Here is an 18567-nt window from a genome sequence, read left to right on the forward strand (position 1 = left end):
TTGCGATACCGTGATGCTCCAGAGAGCGCTCTCACGTGAACAGCCGAGCAGAATGAGGCGGTGAGGACATGACCATGTCCGCCGAAAAGTCCTACGACCTCCAGGACTCCGGCGTGCTGAGGTTTCCCGAGGGCTTCGTCTGGGGCGCCGCCACCGCGGCCTACCAGATCGAGGGCGCCGCCCGGGATGACGGCAGGGGACCCTCCATCTGGGACACCTTCTCCCGGACCCCCGGCAAGGTTCACGCGGGCCACACGGGTGACGTCGCGTGCGACCATTACCACCGCTATCCCGAGGACGTCGCGGTCATGCGCGACCTCGGCCTGCACTCCTACCGCTTCTCCGTCTCCTGGCCCCGCGTGCAGCCCGACGGATCCGGCCCGGCCAACCCGCGCGGCCTGGACTTCTACGACCGCCTCGTCGACGAGCTCCTCGGCAACGGCATCACCCCCATCGTGACGCTCTACCACTGGGACCTGCCGCAGACCCTGGAGGACCGCGGCGGCTGGACCCACCGGGAGACCGCCGCGCACTTCGCCGACTACGCCGCGATCGCGCACGGCAGGCTGGGCGACCGGGTCGAGACGTGGACCACCCTGAACGAGCCCTGGTGCTCGGCCTTCCTCGGCTACGCGTCGGGCATCCACGCTCCCGGCCTCGCCGAGCCCGCGCTGGGCTTCGCCGCCGCCCACCACCTGCTGCTCGGCCACGGCCTGGCCGTCCAGGCGCTGCGTGCCTCGGGCGCCGCCACGGTCGGCATCACGCTCAACCTCGCCCCCGTGATCGGCGACGACACCCCGGCGGCCGAGCTCGTCGACGGCCTGCAGAACCGGATCTTCCTGGACCCGGTGCTGCGCGGGGAGTATCCCGCCGACGTCGTCGAGCGGGCCCGGCGCTTCACCGACTGGTCCTTCGTCCACGACGGGGATCTGGAGATCATCAGTCAGCCGATCGACCTGCTGGGCGTGAACTACTACCACCCGCAGACCGTGACCGCCCGCACCGGCGAGCCCGCCAACCCGGTCTACCCGGGCAGCGAGGGCATCGCCTTCGGCGGAGCCGACGCGCCGCAGACCGCGATGGGATGGCCGGTCCAGCCGTTCGGCCTGACCGACCTGCTCCTGCGGCTGTCGCGCGACTATCCGGGCACCCCACTGATCATCACCGAGAACGGCGCCGCCTTCGACGACGTCGTCGAGGACGGCGAGGTGCACGACGTCGGCCGTCTCTCCTACCTCGACGGGCACCTGCGCGCGGCGCACGCGGCCATCGAGGGCGGCGCCGACCTGCGCGGTTACCTCGTCTGGTCGCTCCTGGACAACTTCGAGTGGGCCGAAGGCTACCGCAAGCGATTCGGCGTCGTACACGTCGACTACGCGACGCAACGCCGCACCCCCAAGGACAGCGCGCTGTGGTACAGCGAGGTCGTACGCCGGAACGGCCTGTGAGGGCCCGTCCCACCCTGGAGAAGGTGGCCGCCCGGGCCGGTGTGTCCCGGGCGACCGCCTCTCGCGTGGTCAACGGCTCCACGCGCGTGGCACCGCAGATCCGCGAGGCGGTCAACCGCGCCGTGGAGGAGCTGGGCTACGTGCCCAACCAGGCGGCGCGGAGCCTGGTCACCCAGCGGGCCGACTCCATAGCGCTCGTCTTCCCCGAGCCGGCGACCCGCGTCTTCTCCGACGACCCCACCTTCGCCGGGATCATCCGCGGGGTCAGCATGGAGATCGAGGAGGCCGACAAGCAGCTCGTGCTGATGCTCACCGGCATGACCGGCGGCTACCAGCGGGTCGAGCGCTACGCCACCAACGGCCACGTGGACGGTGTGGTCATCGCCTCGATGCACGGCACCGACCCGCTGCCGGGCATCCTCGCCAGGCGCGGGGTGCCAGTGGTCTGCAGCGGCCGGCCGACCGTGCCCAGCAGCCTGCCGTACGTGGACATGGACAACGCCGGCGGCGCCGAGCGCGCGGTGCGGCACCTGATGGAGCGGGGCAGGCGGCGCATCGCCACCATCGCCGGACCGCAGGACATGATCGCCGGGATCGACCGGCTCAACGGCTACCGCGCCGTGCTGCGCGACTCCGACCGCCGCTCCATCGTGGCGGTCGGCGACTTCACCCGCGAGTCGGGGACGTCGGCGATGCGGCAGCTGCTGGCCGACGACCCGGAGATCGACGCGGTGTTCGTGGCCAACGACATGATGGCGCTGGGCGCGCTGCCCGCCCTGCGCCAGGCGGGCCGGCGGGTTCCCGACGACGTCGCGGTGGTCGGCTTCGACGACATCCCGGCCGCGTCCTACACCGAGCCCCCGCTCACCACGGTCAGGCAGCCGACCGTCGAGATGGGACGGAGGCTCGCCCGGATGGTCCTCGACCTGGAGGAGAAGGCACAGGTGATGCTCCCCACCGAGCTGGTCGTCCGGGAGTCCACGGCGGCCAAGGCGTCCACGGTGTCCTGACCACCGGCCGGTCCCGCCCGCGGGACCGGCCGTCCCCGTGCCCGCGGCGCCCCGGCGGCTCCGCGGCACGGCCCACGGGGCTACGAGGAGGCCCGCACGACCAGATCGGTGGTCACGATCATCGGTTCGGCGGGACCTCCGTCGAACAGCGAGAGCAGCAGGCGGACCATCGCCGCGGCCTGCTCGGCGTGCGGCGTGTGGATGGTCGTCAGCGGCGGGTCGGTGTAGCGGGCGGCCTCTATGTCGTCGTAGCCCACGATCGCGACCTCGTCGGGGATCCGCCGGCCCGCCTGGCGGAGCGCGTGCATCGCGCCGATCGCCATCAGGTCGTTCGCGGCGAAGACCGCGTCGATCTCCGGGTCGTCGGCCAGCAGCTGCCGCATCGCGATCGCCCCCGACTCGCGGGTGAAGTCGCCGACCGCGATGATCGAGCGGCGGTCGGAGTCGCGGAGCACCTCGCGGTAACCGGCCAGCCGGTCCTGCCCGCCTATCATGTCCAGCGGCCCGGCGATGGTGGCGATGCGCCGCCTGCCCCGCTCCAGCAGGTGCCGCACGGCCGTGGCCGCGCCGTCGACGTTGTCGTTGTCGACGTACGGCATCGCGACCGGCACGGCGGGCCTGCCGTAGGAGACGACCGGGACGCGCAGCCGGGTGAGCGCGACCGGCAGCGGGTCGGCCCCGTGGCTGGACACGAGCATGACGCCGTCGACGTGGCCGCCGGCGATGTAGTGCTCCACGCGGGCGTGGCTCTCCGGCGACCCGGCCAGCAGCAGCACGACCTGCTTGTTGACGGCCTCCAGCTCCAGGCTGGCAGAGCGTATGACGGTGGAGAACATCGGGTCGTCGGAGAACACCCGGTTCGGCGACTCCGAGACGACCAGCGCGACCGAGTTGGTCCGCTGGGTCACCAGGTTCCTCGCCGCCCCGTTGGGGACGTAGCCGAGCTCGTTCACCGCGCGCATGACCAGGTCCCGGATGTCGGCGGTGACCGTGGTCTGGCCGTTCACCACCCGGGAGACGGTCGACCGGGAGACCCCGGCACGGGCGGCGACCGCCTCCAGGGTGGGTCGTCTCATCGTGTTCTTCCCCTACAGTCGATTACAGTCCGTTACGCGCGATGACATCGCGGTACCACAGCGCGCTGTCCTTGAGCAGGCGCCGCTGGGTGGCGAAGTCGACGTGCACGATTCCGAACCTACGCCGGTACCCTTCGGCCCACTCGAAATTATCCAGCAGTGACCAGACCAGGTAACCACGCACGTCCGCCCCGTCGGCGATCGCGGCGTGCACGGCGCGCAGGTGGCCGTCCAGATACTCGGTCCTGCGGGTGTCGTGGACGTGGCCGTCCTCCACGACGTCGTCGAAGGCCGCGCCGTTCTCGGTGATGATCAGGCCGACCTCCGGATAGTCGTCGGAGAGCCGCACCAGCAGGCGGGAGAGCCCGTTCGGCACGATCGGCCAGCCCATCGCGGTGGCGGGCACGCCGTCCGCGGGGCAGAACCGGATGTCCTCGCTGCCCGGCCACGCCGCGTCGGCCGCCTCACCGGGACTCGCCTCCACGACGCACGGGTTGTAGTAGTTGATCCCCACCAGTTCGATCGGCTGGTTGATGGTCGCCAGGTCACCGGCCTGGATGTGGTCGACGCCGCCGTTGCGCCCGACGATGTCGAGGAACTCCGCGGGATACTCCCCGCGCAGCGCCGGCTCGATGAACTGCCTGACCAGCAGGGTGTCGATCCGGCTGACCGCCTCCGCGTCCGCCTCCGAGGTCTCGGCCCCCGGGTCGTCCACCTGGGCAGGGGTGATCACCGGTGACAGGTTCAGGACCAGCGAGATCTCCTCCGCGCCGCCCTCACGGAGCGCCCGCGCCGCCATCCCGTGCCCCAGCAACAGGTGATGGGCCGCGCGGAATGCCGCCGCGGCGTCGGTCCTGCCGGGCGCGTGCACCCCGTTGCCGTAGCCGAGGAAGGCCGCGACCCACGGCTCGTTGAGGGTCGTCCAGTTGCGGACCCGGTCCCCCAGCCGCGCGTGCACGGCCGCCGCGTACTCCTCGAAGCGGTGGGCGGTGTCGCGCTCGGGCCAGCCGCCCGCGTCCTCCAGCGCCTGCGGGAGGTCCCAGTGGTAGAGGGTGGCGTACGGCGTGATGCCCGCCTCGAGCAGCCTGTCCACCAGGCGGCTGTAGAAGTCGAGGCCGCGCGTGTTGACGGGCCCCTTGCCGTACGGCTGGACCCTGGGCCAGGCCACCGAGAACCGGTACGCGGCCAGGTTCAGCTCGGTCATCAGCCGGATGTCGTCGGCGTGGCGGAAGTAGTGGTCGCACGCCACGTCGCCGGTGTCACCCCCGACGACCTTGCCCGGTGTACGAGAGAAGGTGTCCCAGATCGAGGGCTCGCGGCCGTCCTCCTTCACGGCTCCCTCGATCTGGTAGGACGCGGTGGCCGCGCCCCAGACGAAACCGGTGGGGAAGTCCGCACGCCCTTCCGTAAGGGTGGCCCCCCGAGTGCCGACGACGGTCATCCCTTCACCGCTCCCTGCATGATTCCTCCGATGATCTGTTTACCGAGTAGAGCGAACACGATGACCAGTGGCAGCGTGCCGAGCGTGGTACCCGCCAGGCCGAGCACGTAGTCGTTGACGTATCCGCTGGCCAGTGTGGACAGTGCGACCTGGACCGTCGGATCCTCCGGGGTCAGGACGACGAGCGGCCAGAAGTAGTCGTTCCAGACCGACATGAAGGTGAGCATGCCGAGCACGGCCGCCGCCGGGCGGGCGGCCGGGAGCACGACGTGCCAGAACAGGCCCCAGGTGCTGCAGCCGTCGACCCGCCCCGCCTCGAGCAGCTCGGTCGGCAGCGCCCGGGAGAGGTACTGGGTCATGAAGAACACGCCGAACGCGTTGACGAGCGCGGGCACGATCAGCGCGTACATGGTGCCGGTCCACTCCAGCTTCACCATCAGCATGTAGAGCGGGATGATGCCGAGCTGGGTCGGCACCATCATCGTCGCCACGGTGAGCAGGAGCAGGGCGTTGCGCCCGCGGAAGCGCAGCTTGGCGAAGGCGAACCCGGCCAGCGTGGAGAAGAACATCACCGCGAGCGCGACGGAGCCGGAGACGATGACGGAGTTGAGCATCGCCAGGGCGAAGGGGACCGTGTCGAAGACGCGGGCGACGTTGGCGAAGAAGTTGCCGCCGGGTATCAGCGGCGGCGGGACGTCGGCCAGGGCGGCGTTGTCCCGCGAGGCCACCACGATGCTGTAGTAGAGCGGCAGCATCGAGAAGAACGCCACCGCGGTCAGCGTGAGGTAGGTGAGCCTGCGGGCGGCGCTGCCGGAGCGACGGGCCGCGGCGACGGCGGTGTGGGCGCTCACGCCAGCCCTCCCTTCCCGCGACGGGTGAGCAGGTAGTTGATGCCGGCGACCACCACGATGAAGACGAACATCATCCAGGAGATGGCCGAGGCGTAGCCGAAGTCGAGCTTGGTGAAGTTCTCGTAGATGAACAGCGAGAGCGTCTGGTACTGCCGGTCCACCCCGCCGGTGATGATGTAGGAGCTGAACAGCAGCGGCTCGGCGAGGATCTGCATCGCACCGATCGTCGAGGTGATGACGACGAAGATGATCGTGGGCTTGATCATCGGGATGGTGATCTTGCGGAGCTGGGTCATCCCGCTCGCACCGTCGATGGTGGCCGCCTCGTACAGCTCGCGCGGCACGGCCTGCATCGCCGCCAGGAAGATCAGGGCGTTGTAACCCGTCCACCGCCACATGATCATGGTGGAGATGGCGAAGTGGGAACTCAGCACCCCCTCGTTCCAGGCGACGCCGTCAACGCCGACCAGCGAGAACACCCAGTTGATCATGCCGAAGTCCCGGCCGAACAGCTGGCTGAAGATGACCACCACCGCGACCACACTGGTCACGTTGGGCAGCAGCAGCGTGATGCGGAAGAAGGTCTGCGCCCGAAGCGGCCGGTTGAGCAGGTGGGCCAGCCAGATGGCCAGCAGCAGCTGCGGCGCCGTGGACAGCACCCCGATGGACAGGGTGTTGAAGGTGGCGTTCCAGAAGTAGTCGTCGGCGAGCAGCGTCCTAAAGTTCTCCAGGCCGACGAAGGGGTGCTCGTCCTGGAGCAGCGTCCACTCGTGCAGGCTCACCCAGGCGGTGTACGCCAGGGGGAACAGCCCGAAGGCGGAGAACAGCAGGAAGAACGGGGCCACGTAGGCGTACGGCGAGCCCTTGACGTCGAGTTGGTGAACCAGATGACGGCGGAGGCGGCGGCGAGGTCCCACCGGCCTGTTCGGTGGGACCGCCGCCAGGCGATCGGGCGCGCGGGTGGCCATGGCAGCTCCTTTCGGCGATTCGTTGGACGGTGTTCGTCAGACGGTGTTCGTCGGACGGCGCTCGTCGGACGGCGTCCGTCGGACGGCGGGAGGCATGCGACCCGTCGTGGGAGCCACGCGGCTCACCGGCACGGGACGCACGCCGCTCACGGGGACAGGGGCACAAGCAGGTGGCCGACCGGTGCGAGACCAGCCGGCCGGGGGCGACTACTTGATCCTGCTGACGTCCTTGAGCGCCTGCGCCCAGGCCTCCTCGGCGTTCTGCTTGCCCTGGTCGACCCGCTGGAGGCCGTTGCCGATCGCCTGCAGGACGTCACCGGCCTTGGGGCCGACGGGCTGCGGCTTGAGCGCCTTGGCGGCGTCGGTGAAGATCTTGCCGATCGGCGCGTTGCCGAAGTACGGGTTGACGAAGTCCTTCACCGCGGGGTCGTCGTACAGGGCGGGCAGCGAGGGCAGCGCGCTGGCCTCCGTGAAGAGCTTGATCTGGCTCTCCTTGTTGGTCAGCAGGTCGATCAGCGCCGCTGCCTCCTTGGGGTGCTTGCCCTGCTTGGGCAGCATCAGGTGGGTACCGCCCTGGTTGCCGCCGCCACCGGGCACCGCGGCGATGTCCCAGGTGCCCTCACCGGGCTTCTGGTCCTTGATCGTGCCGGTCTTCCAGGCCGGGCAGACCATGGTGGCGAAGGTGCCCTTGGCGATGCCGGTGTTCCACGGCGGCGAGAAGGCCGCGAGGTTGGCCGACAGACCGGCGTCGATCATCTGCACGCCCGTGTCGTACGCCTTGCGCACGTCGGGGTTGGTGGCGGCGACGATGTTGTACTGGGCGTCGTAGAAGCCGATGGGGGCCTGCTCGACCATGGCGCGGAAGTGCTCACCGGGGCCGTCGGTGAACTTGGCGCCCTCCACCTTGCCCGCGACGAACTTCTTGCCCGTCTCGATGTAGGCGTCCCACGTCGGCCAGAGCGCTCCGACCTCTTCGCGGTCGGTGGGCAGACCGGCCTTCTTGAACAGGTCGGGGCGGTAGCACATGGCCAGGCCGCCGACGTCGGTGCCCAGGCCCAGGAGCGAGGAGCCGTCGTTGGAGACGCCCAGCTTCCACTTCCAGTCGAGGTACTCGCTCTGGCGCTTGTCCAGGCCGTATTCCTTGAGGTTGTGGAACTTGTCCGGCACGGGGGTGAAGGCGCCGATGTAACCGCCCTCGACGGCGACCACGTCCGCGGCGCCCGCGCCGGTGGTCAGCTGGGTGATGAGGTTGGTGTGGTGGTCGTTGAACTGCGCGCGGCGCTCCACGATCTCCACGTTGGGGTGGGTCTTCTTGAACTCCTCGTACAGCGGCGCGTAGTGGAAGTCGCTGAACAACCCGACGGTCAGCTTGATCTTCTCGGCCGGCTGGGAGGCCGTCCCGCCACTCCCGGCGGTTTCCGCGTCACCGCCGCCGCAGGCGGTGAGGCCGAGGGCCAGGGCGGAAACGGCGACCATCGGGGCGAGGAACCGGTGGCGTAACTTACGCATGGAACCCTCCTAGGGTCCTCATAAGTGATCATGGAGAGAGCGCTCCCTGAGCAGATTGATGCCCAGCGGGTTACGTGTCAACGGCCCCCCCGGCGCCGATCGGAGCCTGGCGATCAGCTTTTTACGGAGAGCGCTCTCCCAGGCTTTTGAATGTTTCCGCAGGTCAGAAGGATTTCACGGCCGAATTTTTCGATGAATGGAGCGTTCCCACCGCGAAAGGTCACATTAAGGTCGCGTTTCCGACATGTTCCATGACGCCGCGCCGAGCTCTTGACACTCCCCGCGGAGCGGGTCACTCTCTTTCTCAGAGAGCGCTCCCCAGTGACTCTTCTCATGGCTCCACGCGCCGCGGGCACCCGCGGCGCCGATGACCGCCGCCCGTGCGCGAAGTGATACCCGGGCGGCGCGTCTCGCCGCCCCCGTGCGCGAGTCCACCCTCCCCGCTCCCTGGGAAGAACGACGCGGAAGCCGTCCCTGCCCCCCATGTCTCTCGTGGCGGCTCCGGAACCCGTAGAGTCGTGCGGCCGGTCGGAAATCGACCGGCGCGTATCCAACCAAGGAGAACCACGTGGCACTGGAGAAGCCGGAGATCGACTTTCCGGAAGGCGCCCCGCCCTCGGAGCTGGAGATCGTCGACATCGTCGTAGGGGACGGCCCGGAGGCCAAGCCGGGACACCAGGTCACCGTGCACTACGTCGGCGTGGCCTTCTCGACGGGCGAGGAGTTCGACGCGTCGTGGAACCGCGGCGACACCTTCCAGTTCCCGCTGGGCGGGGGCCGGGTCATCGCGGGCTGGGACCAGGGCGTCGCGGGCATGAAGGTCGGCGGCCGCCGCCGTCTCACCATCCCGCCGCACCTCGGCTACGGCAGCGCCGGTGCGGGCGCCCGCATCAAGCCGGGCGAGACGCTCATCTTCGTCGTGGACCTGCTCGGCGTGAGCTGACAACCGGGGCGAGACGGCACGGGCGGGCGGGCCTCACCGGCGACGGGCGGCCCGCCCGACGTGTCCTGTCACATCCCGGTGTCCGGTGGCCTCCGCGTCTCTGGCTCCGCGTCCCCCTGTCCCCGGTGTCCTCCGCGTCTTCCCGCCCTCCTCGTCCGTCCCGTCCCCCGTGTCCACCGGCGTCCCCCGCGTGCCTTAACCGGGCGGTCATCTCACGTTCAGTGGGGTTCAGGGGAAGGTTCCCTCTCCCGAAAACGCGATGACTCCGAAAAGCAGCGCTTCACCTCACCGAAATGCCGCTTGTAGCTCTTAAGCTGGCCATTGTGTTGTTGATCGACCTCGCGCGCACCTCGGCGGCCGTGACCGCCAGCTCCGCCCGGCTGGCAAAGACCGCCCACCTCGCGGAGCTGCTCGGCAGGGTCGAGCCGGACGAGGCGGAGATCGCCATCGCCTACCTCTCCGGGGAGCTGCCGCAGCGCAACGTCGGGGTGGGCTGGACGAGCCTGCAGGACCCGCCCGAGCCCCGGCTGGCCGCCACCGCCACCCTGCGCGGGGTCCACGACCTCCTCGACCGGATCAAGGCCCTGGCCGGTCCCGGGTCGCAGGGCGCACGCAGGACGCTGGTCTCCGAGCTGTTCGGCGCCCTCACCCGCCAGGAGCAGGTCTTCCTGTCGCGGCTGCTCCGGGGCGAGCTGCGCCAGGGCGCGCTTGAGGGAGTGATGGTCGAGGCCGTGGCGAAGGCGGCCGGGGTGCCGGCCGCCGAGGTCAGGCGGGCGCTGACGCTGCGCGGCTGGCTTCCCGCCGTCGGCGCCGCCGCCCTGGACGGCGGGGTCGAGGCGCTGCGCGCCTTCCACCTGGAGGTCGGCCGCCCTGTGTCGCCGATGCTCGCCCAGAGCGCCACCTCCATCGCGACCGCGTTCGGCAAGCTCGGCGGGCCGGTCGCCGTCGAGTGGAAGCTCGACGGCGTCAGGGTCCAGGCACACCGCTCGGGCGACCGGGTCACCGTCTTCACCCGCGCCCTCGAGGACATCACCGCGCAGGTGCCCGAGCTGGTCGAGGCGATGAGCGTCCTGCCCTCCCGCGACCTGGTCCTCGACGGCGAGGTCATCGCGCTGCGCGCCGACGGCCGCCCCGAGCCCTTCCAGGTCACCTCGGGCCGCGTGTCCAGCCGCACCGACGTGCCGCGCGTGCGCGAGAGAACCCCGCTGAGCGTCTTCTTCTTCGACGCGCTGCGGGTCGACGGCGCCGACCTGCTCGACCTGCCGGGTGAGGCGCGCCACGCGGCCCTGGCCGCCGCCGTGCCCCCGGAGCTGGTGACCCCCCGCCTGGTCACCGGCGACGTCGCGGACGGCGAGGCGTTCTTCAAGGACGTGATCAGGAGCGGCCACGAGGGCGTGGTGGTCAAGTCCCTCCTGACGCCCTATGCCGCCGGGCGGCGCGGCGCCGGGTGGATCAAGGTGAAGCCCCGGCACACGCTCGACCTCGTCGTCCTGGCCGCCGAATGGGGCCACGGCCGCCGCGAGGGCAGGCTCTCCAATCTGCACCTGGGTGCCCGCGACCCGCTGACCGGCGGGTTCGTCATGCTCGGCAAGACCTTCAAGGGCCTGACCGACGAGTTGCTCGCCTGGCAGACGGACCGCTTCCTCGGTATCGCCGAGGGTCCCACCGACGGCTGGACGGTCACCGTCCGCCCCGAGATGGTCGTCGAGATCGCCTTCGACGGCGTGCAGCAGTCGAGCCGCTATCCCGGCGGCATGGCGTTGCGCTTCGCCAGGGTCATCCGCTACCGCACCGACAAGACCGCGGACCAGGCCGACACCGTCGACATGGTCCGCTCCCTCATGCTCTGACGTCCCGCCGCGCGGATGTCACATCCTGTGCGGGTGTCACATCCCGCGCACGTCGTTTCGCACGGGTGTCGCCTCACGAGACACCGCGGCTGTCGCCTCACGAGGCACCGCGGGTGTCCTCTCGCGGAACGCCGCGGGTGTCATTTCACGAGACGCAGGGTGAGGGGGTATCGGAAGTCGCCGTCGCCCGCCGCGGCCACGGCGCCGACCACGGACAGGACCACGCCGCCGATCCAGAGCAGGGGTGTCAGGACGAAACCGATGACCGTGATCGCCAGCACGATGGTGGCCGCGAGCATCGTCAGCTGGAAGTTGAGGGCCTCCACCGAGTGCGCCCGGACGTAGGGCGACGTCCTGCCCGCGGTGAGCATCATGACGGCCGGGCCGATGACGGGAAAGCCGACCAGCGGGAGCAGGTGCGACGCCACCGCGCCGAGACGCTCGGCTCCGGTCTCACCCCGCCTGTCGGCGGACGCGTGGTGACCGTACGCGACCCGGCCCGCGACGGGCGGGTAGGGCGCGAGCCTGGCCGGGTGGGTGCCGTACAGCTCGTTCATGATCGGGACGAGGTCTCCGTGGACGCGGGCCGTCATGGCCCGTTCCAGCCTGTCGTCGAACTCGGTCTTGTCGAACCTGCCCTCCGCGTAGGCGGTCTGGACGTGCTCGACCACCCGCTCGCGGTCCTGGTCGCTGACCCGAAGCCCCGCGTGACCGGGCTGGGGGCCTGCCGCCGGCACTCTCCCGTATTCCGGGCCCGCTGGTGTCGCTGTGCCTGCCATGAGACCGATACCCTTTCGTCGCCGCTTCGACCTCAATGCTCGTCCAGATTGTCGGCCCCGTATATCAGGATGAACCCCCATAAGCCCCTGAGACCCATCCCTGGCCTTCCGCCATGGAACGAGCAGGAGAGGTATACAAGGAAATATGAGATGGCGAGATCGCTATGGGTTGAGGCGGCTGCGCGGGCCGAAGATCGCCAAGTTCGACCGCGCCACGACCGACGCCGACATCGAGGCGCTCATCGCCTTCGCGAAGTCACGCCGTGGTGTCGAGTTCTACGTCGAGCCCGAGACCTTCGCGACGAACACCACGGCGGTGGCCGTCGCCGACGACGGTGAGTGGACCCGGCGCCGGGTCGGCTCCCCCGCGGTGATCCGCAAGGTGGCCCGCGACCTGGCCCTGCCCGTCTACGACGTGCAGCTGACCGGCTATCCCCCCCGGATGAGGGCCTACAACGAGCGTCAGAAGCGCGCGGAGGGCTGATCCGGAAGACCTGCCGCCCCGCGTGTCACCGGACCGGAGAGGTCCCGGACGACTCCGGGGCGCTCAGCGGCGCCGCCCCTCCTCACCGGAAGCGGGGAGGTCCCGGACGACTCCGGGAGGGCGTTCGGCGGCGTCGCCGATCCCGCCGACCCGCGTCACCGTAACCGGGGAGAACCCGACCACCCGGTGACGCGGGAAGCGGTGGCTGCCGGCGCCGGGCAGCATGCCCAGTATCCACGCCGTACGCGCGGACGGGCGGTGCCGATCGGCGCGCACAGGATCCATGCCGTGCGCGCGGACGGGCGGTCGGCGCCGGTCGGTACCGGTCGGCGCGTCCAAGGTCCAAGGTCCAAGGTCCAAGGTCCAAGGTCCAAAACCCAGGGTCCATGCCGTGACGCGACCCTCCCGTCGCGCACGACGCCCCTGGTCGGAATGATCGACCGGGGGCGATCACGACACGCGTTGGTGAACGCCGCACTGGAGTTCGACTGCCCGGGAGCACCGGCCGCGTAATCTTTTTCTTCCCTTTAGGTGAGTACCCTCCGAAGTTGCAGCCCGCGATCATGAGTCGCTATGTAAACACAGATTTATACGCATTTGTACGGTTCATGTTGGTGCATGGTATGCGCTGAAGAGTGATGCCGATGGATTTCAAGATTCTTGGACCGATCGAAGTGCGGACGGCCAATGGACAGCCGATCGCACTTGGACGACGCAAACAGCGGGTGTTGCTCGCCGCCCTCCTGCTCAATGCCGGTAAGGCGATCCCCACCCATCGGATGCTCGACTGGCTGTGGGGTGAACACGCTCCCGCCAACGCCGAGTCGAACCTCTACACCTATATCTCCGCGCTGCGCCGGGTGCTCGGTTCGCCTTCCCGGATCGAGGCGGGTTCAAACGGGTATGTGCTCCGGGTCGCCCCCGGTGAAATAGACGTGAGATTGTTCGAAGAACTCGCCGCTCAAGGACGCCTGATGTTATCCGAAGGGCGAAATGACGTCGCACTCGAACGGTGCACCCGGGCTTTGGGCCTCTGGCGCGCCGAGGCGGTTCTGGAGGGGTTGTCCCTGCCCGAGCCGTTGCGGGGCGAGGCGGCGCGGCTGGAGCGGCTGAGGACGACCGTCATGGACGCCTCGCTGGAGGCCCGTCTGGCGCTGGGCCAGCACGGCGAGGCGCTTCCCGATCTGGAGGCGTTGACCCGCAGGGACCCGCTGAACGAACGGCTCCGGGCACAGCTCATGCTCGCCCTGTACCGCTCCGGCCGCCGGGCCGACGCGCTCGCGGTGTACCAGCGCGCGCGGGAGATGCTCGCCGCGGAGCTGGGCGTCGATCCCGGCCCGGACCTGATCCGCATGCACCAGCAGATCCTCGTCGACGACTCCGCGCTGGCGGCACCGTCACCGTCGATCGTCGCCCGAAGGGTTTTCGCCCCGGCCGAGCTCCCGATCGACTCGGCCGCCTTCACCGGGCGCGCCGCCGAGGTCTCACGGCTACGGACGGCGCTGATCTCCGCGAGTCCGGGCCACATCGTCGTCTCCGCGGTCGCCGGAGCGGCCGGGATCGGCAAGTCGGCGTTCGCCGTACACGTCGCCCACCAGATCGCGGACCGGTTTCCCGACGGGCAGCTCTACGTGAACCTGCACGGCTCCACCCCCAACGTCAAGCCGCTGAACCCCGCCGAGGTTCTCGCCCGTCTCCTACGCTCCCTCGGCGGCGACGACGCGGTCGTGCCGACCGAGGTGGACGAGGCGGCCGCGCGGTTTCGTTCGCTGACCGACGGCAAACACCTGCTCTTCCTGTTCGACAACGCCCGGGACGCCGCGCAGGTACGGCCGTTGCTGCCCGCCAGCCCCACCTGCTGCGTGCTGATCACCGCCCGGAGGATGCTGACCTCCCTGGACGCCGTCGCGCATCTCCGCCTCGACGTCATGGCCGAGGACGAGATGATCACCCTGCTGAGCCGCCTGATCGGCGACGAGCGCGTCGCCGCCGATCCTTGGGCGGCGCGCGCGATCGTACGGCTCTGCGGCGGCCTGCCGCTCGCGATCAGGATCGCCGCCGCCCGGCTGATCGCCCGGCCGGGCCTGTCGCTGCGGGTCCTCGCCGACCGTCTCGCGGTCGAGGATCACCGCCTGTCCGAGTTGCAGGCCGACGACCGGGCGGTCCGGGCCTGCTTCATGGTGAGTTACCGCAGCCTGGACGCCGAGCACTCCCGCATGTTCCGGCTGCTGGGCCTGCTCGGCGGATCCGACATCAGTGTCGCGGTCGCCGCGGCGCTGGCCAACCGCTCGGAGGAGCAGACCGCGAACCTCCTGGATCATCTCGCGGACGTCCAGCTCCTCGAGGTCCGCGACACCGACCGGTATCGCATGCACGACCTGCTCTGCCTGTTCGCCCGCGAACGAACCCGGCAGGAGGAGACCGAGGAGGAGCAGGTGCAGGCCGTACGGCGGGCGCTGCACAGCTCTCTCGTCATCGCCTGCGCCCTCGGCGACGTGCGCAACCGGCGGACCAAGCGGAACGCCAAGTTCGGGCACATGGCGCTCGGCCGCTTCAACATGGCGGCCGACGGCTTCACGACCGACCCCCGATGGCTCAACGCCAAGATGGCCGACCTGATCTCCACCGCGCGCCAGGTGCCCGGCGCGGCGGGGGACGGCACCGGTCTCTCGATCGTCCACGGCGCCGTCCCGCACCAACCGTCGTACGGGTGGGGCGGCCGGGGGCAGCGGGGCTCCTTCGGAGAGTCGCCGGTCCTGGCGGCGGGGCGTCCGGGTGATCGCGGAGGTGAGGTGGCCGCACCGGCCGACCCTGACATCACCGCTCGCCGCGTGGGGCCGCTCGACGAGCCGGCCCGCTCCTCCGCCGAGACGGCCGCCTTCTCGCGGGAGGCCGGGGATCCGGTGAGCACCGCCCTGAGCCTGGGACACCTGGCGGAGACGCACCGTCTCGCCGGTCGGCCGGACATGGCGACCCTCTGCTATCACGAGGCACTGGAGGCCGATCTCGCGGGCGGCACCGTCGGGACCTACCACATGGCGGAGCACTGGTGGGGGTTGGGCCGGGCGTATCAGGATCTGGGAGACAACGCGCAGGCCCGCGAGTGCTGGCGGACGAGCGCGGCCATCCTCCACGCTCTCCATCTGATCAACAGCGACGAGAAAAAGCGTGACCGAAACCAGCGACAGATCTGACGTGCTGGAAACAATCCTCGCGTCCCCTGTCGCGATCACGGGATTTGACGCGCTGGAAATAACCTTCTCCGGCATCCGCCGTAATCGGATTTAACGCGCCGGAAATAATCCTCATGCACACCCGCCGTAATCGCTGAATCCGGCACGCCCGAAATCATCGTCACATACAACCGCGATGGCCGCGGGATCTCCGAAAGACGAACCCTCAAGGTCGCGCGTCGCACCATACCGTATTCCGCTCATGGTTCGCCGAGTGATGGGCCAACCTATACAGACTTGTATGGTGCGAGGTATAGCCACATTTAACACTATTAGCGACATGTCTCTTGTCTTCTCACACCTCTAGAGAGAAGGCCGGCACCTTGCGCAGGAAGACCCAAGGGTTGACCGGTGACAGCGGCGGTAGTGCCGCAGGAGCCCAACGGGCACCCACCTCGCGACGATTGCCATCCTCGGACCGAACTCATCTGTGACGCCAGAAGCTGCAAAATCGCGGGAAAACGCCAGGAAAGGGCGGACGTGTCTGAGTTAATCGGCATCGATGAGTGTGAAAACCTTACCGTAAAGCAGGTCCAAAACCTGTACGGGAAGTACGTCAGCCGCAGTCAGGTCAACCTCATGACCTCTTTCGGTTTCGGTCGTGAACTTGCCGAACGAGCCGAGGGAGCCTGGATCTGGACCCGTGACGGCCGCCGGATCCTCGACGTCACCGGAGGGGTCGGCGTCCTCAACCACGGCCACAACCATCCGCGCATCCTGGCGGCCCGGCGCCGCTTCGCCGACCAGCAGCGCATGGAGGTCCACAAGGCGTTCTTCTCGCCCTACGTGGCCGCGCTGAGCCACAACGTGGCCTCACTGCTGCCGGGCGACCTGAACATCTCCTACTTCCCGAACTCGGGCGCCGAGGCCAACGAGGGCGCCATCAAGATGGCGTACAAGTATCACGGCGGGCGGCGCAACACCATCCTGCGGTCCGACATCAGCTTCCACGGCAAGACCCTCGGGGCCGGGAGCCTGACCGGATCGTCGGAGAACTCGTTCCGATTCCCCGGGCTTCCGGGAATCGTCGTCCACCCGTACGGCGACCTCGAGGCCGTGCGGGCGGCGGTCGACGCCGCGCGCACCCCCGAGGGGAAGTGCGACGTCTACGCGATCATGGTCGAGCCGTTCAGCGCCTCGAGCATGCGCAGCTGGTCGGAGGCGGACCTGCACGAGCTGCGACGGCTCTGCGACGAGCACGACATCATCATGATCTTCGACGAGGTGTACACCGGCTGGGGCAAGACCGGCAGCCTCTTCTACTTCATGCGGTATCCGGACCTGCTGCCCGACATCCTCGTCTACTCGAAGTCGCTGGGCGGCGGGAAGGCGTCGATCGCCGGGTACACGGCTCGAGAGCGAATCTTCCGCAAGGCGTACGACCGGCTCTCCGACGTCATCCTGCACAGCACGACCTACTACGGGTTCGGCGAGGAGACCGTCACCGCGATCGAGGCGATCAACGTGATCGTCGAGGAGGACTACCCCGCGCGGGCGCGGCAGATCGAGCGCATCCTGAAGCCCGGCCTGGAGAACATCCAGAAGCGCCATCCGGACGTGGTCGGCCAGGTGACCGGTACCGGGGCGCTGTGGGGGGTGTTCCTGACCGGCGGTCCCAAGGTGCTCGATCTGGCCGGCAAGCTGGTGCCCGGCTTCTCCAGCGACCCGCACTTCCGCACCAAGCTGATCACCCTCTCGGTGATCGCCGACCTCTACAGCGAGCACGACATCGTGTCGTACTACAGCCCGAACGTCGAGAACCCCCTCGTCGTCGCGCCGACCCTCGCCATCGAGCCCGACGACGTCGAGTACTTCCTGCGGAGCCTCGACAAGACCCTGGCCAAGGGCCTGCCGCGGCTGCTCGCCCGGTTCGTGCGGGAGAAGGTGGGGTCACGGTGGCCTATCGGGTCGTAGTGACCGGCAGCGCCGGAATGCTCGGCGGCAACCTGGTCCGGCGGCTCGTGCTCGCGGGCCACGAGGTGATCGGCGTGGACCTGCGCCCGCCGTCCGACCCGGACCCGGGATGGAGCCACCGGGTCGGCGACGTACGGGACGTCTCGCTGATGACCGAGGCGATGGCCGGCGCGGACGCGGTCGTGCACTGCGCCGGCGCGCTGCCGAGCTATCCGGCCGAACAGATCCACAGCCTCATCGTCGGAGGCACCCACAGCGTGCTGGAGGCCGCGCGCCAGGCCGGGGTGGAAAGGACGGTCCACATCTCCTCCACCGCCGTGTACGGGCTCCCGAAGCTGGTGCCCACCCCGGAGGAGCATCCGCGCGAGCCGGTCGACCCCTACACCAGGGCCAAGACCGAGGCGGAGGAGCTGGCCGACAAGTACCGGGCCGGCGGGATGTGCGTGCCGATCCTGCGCCCCAAGACCTTCCTCGGTCCCGGCCGGATGGGCCTGTTCGCGATGCTCTTCGAGTGGGCCGAGGAGGGCCGGAACTTCCCGGTCCTCGGCCGCGGGGACGTGCGCATCCAGATGCTCGCCATAGAGGACCTGGTGGACGCCGTGGCCGGCGTCCTGACGGCACCGGCGGAGGTCGCGAACGACACCTACAACCTCGCGGCCGAGGAGTTCGGCACCCTGCGGGAGGACTTCCAGGCGGTACTCGACACGGCCGGTCACGGCAAACGCGTCGTGTCACTGCCCGTCCGGCCGGCCCTGACCGGACTCCGGCTGCTGGAGCGGACCCGGCTGTCCCCGGTGTACGGGCGGCTGGTGCACAAACTGCTCGCCGACTCCTACGTCAGCATCGACAAGGCCAGGGACCGGCTCGGCTTCCACCCCCGGCTGTCCAACCGGGACGCGATTCTCCGCACGTACGCGTGGTGGCGGGAGAACCGCACCACCGGCTCACCGCGGGGGGCCGGCCAGACCAGCCGTGACGCGTGGCGGCAGGGCGCGCTGTCACTGGCGAAAGTCTTCTTCTGAAGTGACGGGGAAAGCATGTACGTCGTCGAATCGGCAGAC

Annotated in this window: 15 protein-coding genes; 8 read left to right on the plus strand and 7 right to left on the minus strand. The window is 69.4% G+C overall.

The annotated features are described in order from the left end of the window. Positions 1 to 68 precede the first annotated feature (68 nt). Positions 69 to 1448: a GH1 family beta-glucosidase gene (locus OG587_RS41490; RefSeq protein ID WP_329084326.1), complete on the plus strand. Its 1380-nt coding sequence runs from the start codon at positions 69 to 71 to the stop codon at positions 1446 to 1448. Beyond that, positions 1445 to 2458, plus strand: coding sequence for a LacI family DNA-binding transcriptional regulator (locus tag OG587_RS41495; RefSeq protein WP_329084327.1), 1014 nt, complete (start codon positions 1445 to 1447; stop codon positions 2456 to 2458). Before OG587_RS41490 ends, OG587_RS41495 begins: the two co-directional genes overlap by 4 nt. A gap of 80 nt (positions 2459 to 2538) precedes the next feature. On the opposite strand, the gene OG587_RS41500 is transcribed toward OG587_RS41495, so the two are convergent. The 5 genes from OG587_RS41500 to OG587_RS41520 all read right to left on the minus strand — a co-directional run bounded on the left by OG587_RS41500 (position 2539) and on the right by OG587_RS41520 (position 8303). Further along, positions 2539 to 3534: a LacI family DNA-binding transcriptional regulator gene (locus OG587_RS41500; RefSeq protein WP_329084328.1), complete on the minus strand. Its 996-nt coding sequence runs from the start codon at positions 3532 to 3534 to the stop codon at positions 2539 to 2541. A 22-nt stretch (positions 3535 to 3556) separates the two neighbouring features. Continuing rightward, positions 3557 to 4975 (minus strand): GH1 family beta-glucosidase, encoded by a 1419-nt coding sequence (locus OG587_RS41505; protein ID WP_329084329.1) that lies wholly within the window; start codon positions 4973 to 4975, stop codon positions 3557 to 3559. After that, positions 4972 to 5826 (minus strand): carbohydrate ABC transporter permease, encoded by an 855-nt coding sequence (locus tag OG587_RS41510; RefSeq protein WP_443075343.1) that lies wholly within the window; start codon positions 5824 to 5826, stop codon positions 4972 to 4974. The genes OG587_RS41505 and OG587_RS41510 overlap by 4 nt, the downstream gene beginning before the upstream one ends. After that, positions 5823 to 6794, minus strand: a complete 972-nt coding sequence (locus tag OG587_RS41515) for a carbohydrate ABC transporter permease (RefSeq protein ID WP_329084330.1) — start codon at positions 6792 to 6794, stop codon at positions 5823 to 5825. Before OG587_RS41515 ends, OG587_RS41510 begins: the two co-directional genes overlap by 4 nt. A 207-nt stretch (positions 6795 to 7001) precedes the next feature. Beyond that, positions 7002 to 8303, minus strand: coding sequence for an ABC transporter substrate-binding protein (locus OG587_RS41520; RefSeq protein ID WP_329084331.1), 1302 nt, complete (start codon positions 8301 to 8303; stop codon positions 7002 to 7004). A gap of 568 nt (positions 8304 to 8871) precedes the next feature. On the opposite strand from OG587_RS41520, the gene OG587_RS41525 reads away from it, so the two are divergent. Beyond that, positions 8872 to 9246: an FKBP-type peptidyl-prolyl cis-trans isomerase gene (locus tag OG587_RS41525; RefSeq protein ID WP_329084332.1), complete on the plus strand. Its 375-nt coding sequence runs from the start codon at positions 8872 to 8874 to the stop codon at positions 9244 to 9246. A 323-nt stretch (positions 9247 to 9569) separates the two neighbouring features. Further along, entirely contained in the window at positions 9570 to 11096 is a 1527-nt protein-coding gene (locus tag OG587_RS41530) for an ATP-dependent DNA ligase (protein ID WP_329084333.1), read from the plus strand. A 140-nt stretch (positions 11097 to 11236) separates the two neighbouring features. Here the strand turns inward: OG587_RS41530 and OG587_RS41535 are convergent, their stop codons facing one another. Next, positions 11237 to 11833, minus strand: a complete 597-nt coding sequence (locus OG587_RS41535; protein WP_329084334.1) for a DUF1707 and DUF4870 domain-containing protein — start codon at positions 11831 to 11833, stop codon at positions 11237 to 11239. A 187-nt stretch (positions 11834 to 12020) separates the two neighbouring features. On the opposite strand from OG587_RS41535, the gene OG587_RS41540 reads away from it, so the two are divergent. Next, a complete protein-coding gene (locus tag OG587_RS41540; RefSeq protein ID WP_329084336.1) occupies positions 12021 to 12359 on the plus strand; it encodes a hypothetical protein in 339 nt (112 codons plus the stop codon). 63 nt (positions 12360 to 12422) lie between these two features. Here OG587_RS41540 and OG587_RS41545 read toward each other — a convergent pair whose 3' ends face one another. After that, positions 12423 to 12644 (minus strand): hypothetical protein, encoded by a 222-nt coding sequence (locus tag OG587_RS41545; RefSeq protein WP_329084337.1) that lies wholly within the window; start codon positions 12642 to 12644, stop codon positions 12423 to 12425. 359 nt (positions 12645 to 13003) lie between these two features. Between OG587_RS41545 and OG587_RS41550 the strand changes: the two genes are divergently transcribed. The 3 genes from OG587_RS41550 to OG587_RS41560 all read left to right on the plus strand — a co-directional run bounded on the left by OG587_RS41550 (position 13004) and on the right by OG587_RS41560 (position 18528). Continuing rightward, the gene (locus OG587_RS41550; RefSeq protein WP_329084338.1) at positions 13004 to 15553 is read left to right on the plus strand and encodes an AfsR/SARP family transcriptional regulator; all 2550 of its coding nucleotides are present in this window, start codon (positions 13004 to 13006) and stop codon (positions 15551 to 15553) included. A gap of 618 nt (positions 15554 to 16171) precedes the next feature. Next, positions 16172 to 17506 carry an aspartate aminotransferase family protein gene (locus OG587_RS41555; protein WP_329084339.1) on the plus strand — a complete coding sequence of 445 codons (1335 nt, stop codon included), beginning with the start codon at positions 16172 to 16174 and terminating at the stop codon, positions 17504 to 17506. Continuing rightward, the gene (locus OG587_RS41560) at positions 17488 to 18528 is read left to right on the plus strand and encodes an NAD-dependent epimerase/dehydratase family protein (protein ID WP_329084340.1); all 1041 of its coding nucleotides are present in this window, start codon (positions 17488 to 17490) and stop codon (positions 18526 to 18528) included. The genes OG587_RS41555 and OG587_RS41560 overlap by 19 nt, the downstream gene beginning before the upstream one ends. Positions 18529 to 18567 lie beyond the last annotated feature (39 nt).

Source organism: Streptosporangium sp. NBC_01469 (genome assembly GCF_036227305.1).
Taxonomy (GTDB): Bacteria; Actinomycetota; Actinomycetes; order Streptosporangiales; family Streptosporangiaceae; genus Streptosporangium.

Coding starts and splice junctions, on each gene's coding strand:
- OG587_RS41490 (WP_329084326.1), top strand. CDS start 69: ATGACCATGTCCGCCGAAAAGTCCTACGACCTCCAGGACTCCGGCGTG.
- OG587_RS41500 (WP_329084328.1), bottom strand. CDS start 3,534: ATGAGACGACCCACCCTGGAGGCGGTCGCCGCCCGTGCCGGGGTCTCC.
- OG587_RS41505 (WP_329084329.1), bottom strand. CDS start 4,975: ATGACCGTCGTCGGCACTCGGGGGGCCACCCTTACGGAAGGGCGTGCG.
- OG587_RS41515 (WP_329084330.1), bottom strand. CDS start 6,794: ATGGCCACCCGCGCGCCCGATCGCCTGGCGGCGGTCCCACCGAACAGG.
- OG587_RS41520 (WP_329084331.1), bottom strand. CDS start 8,303: ATGCGTAAGTTACGCCACCGGTTCCTCGCCCCGATGGTCGCCGTTTCC.
- OG587_RS41540 (WP_329084336.1), top strand. CDS start 12,021: ATGAGATGGCGAGATCGCTATGGGTTGAGGCGGCTGCGCGGGCCGAAG.
- OG587_RS41545 (WP_329084337.1), bottom strand. CDS start 12,644: ATGGATCCTGTGCGCGCCGATCGGCACCGCCCGTCCGCGCGTACGGCG.
- OG587_RS41550 (WP_329084338.1), top strand. CDS start 13,004: ATGGATTTCAAGATTCTTGGACCGATCGAAGTGCGGACGGCCAATGGA.
- OG587_RS41555 (WP_329084339.1), top strand. CDS start 16,172: ATGACCTCTTTCGGTTTCGGTCGTGAACTTGCCGAACGAGCCGAGGGA.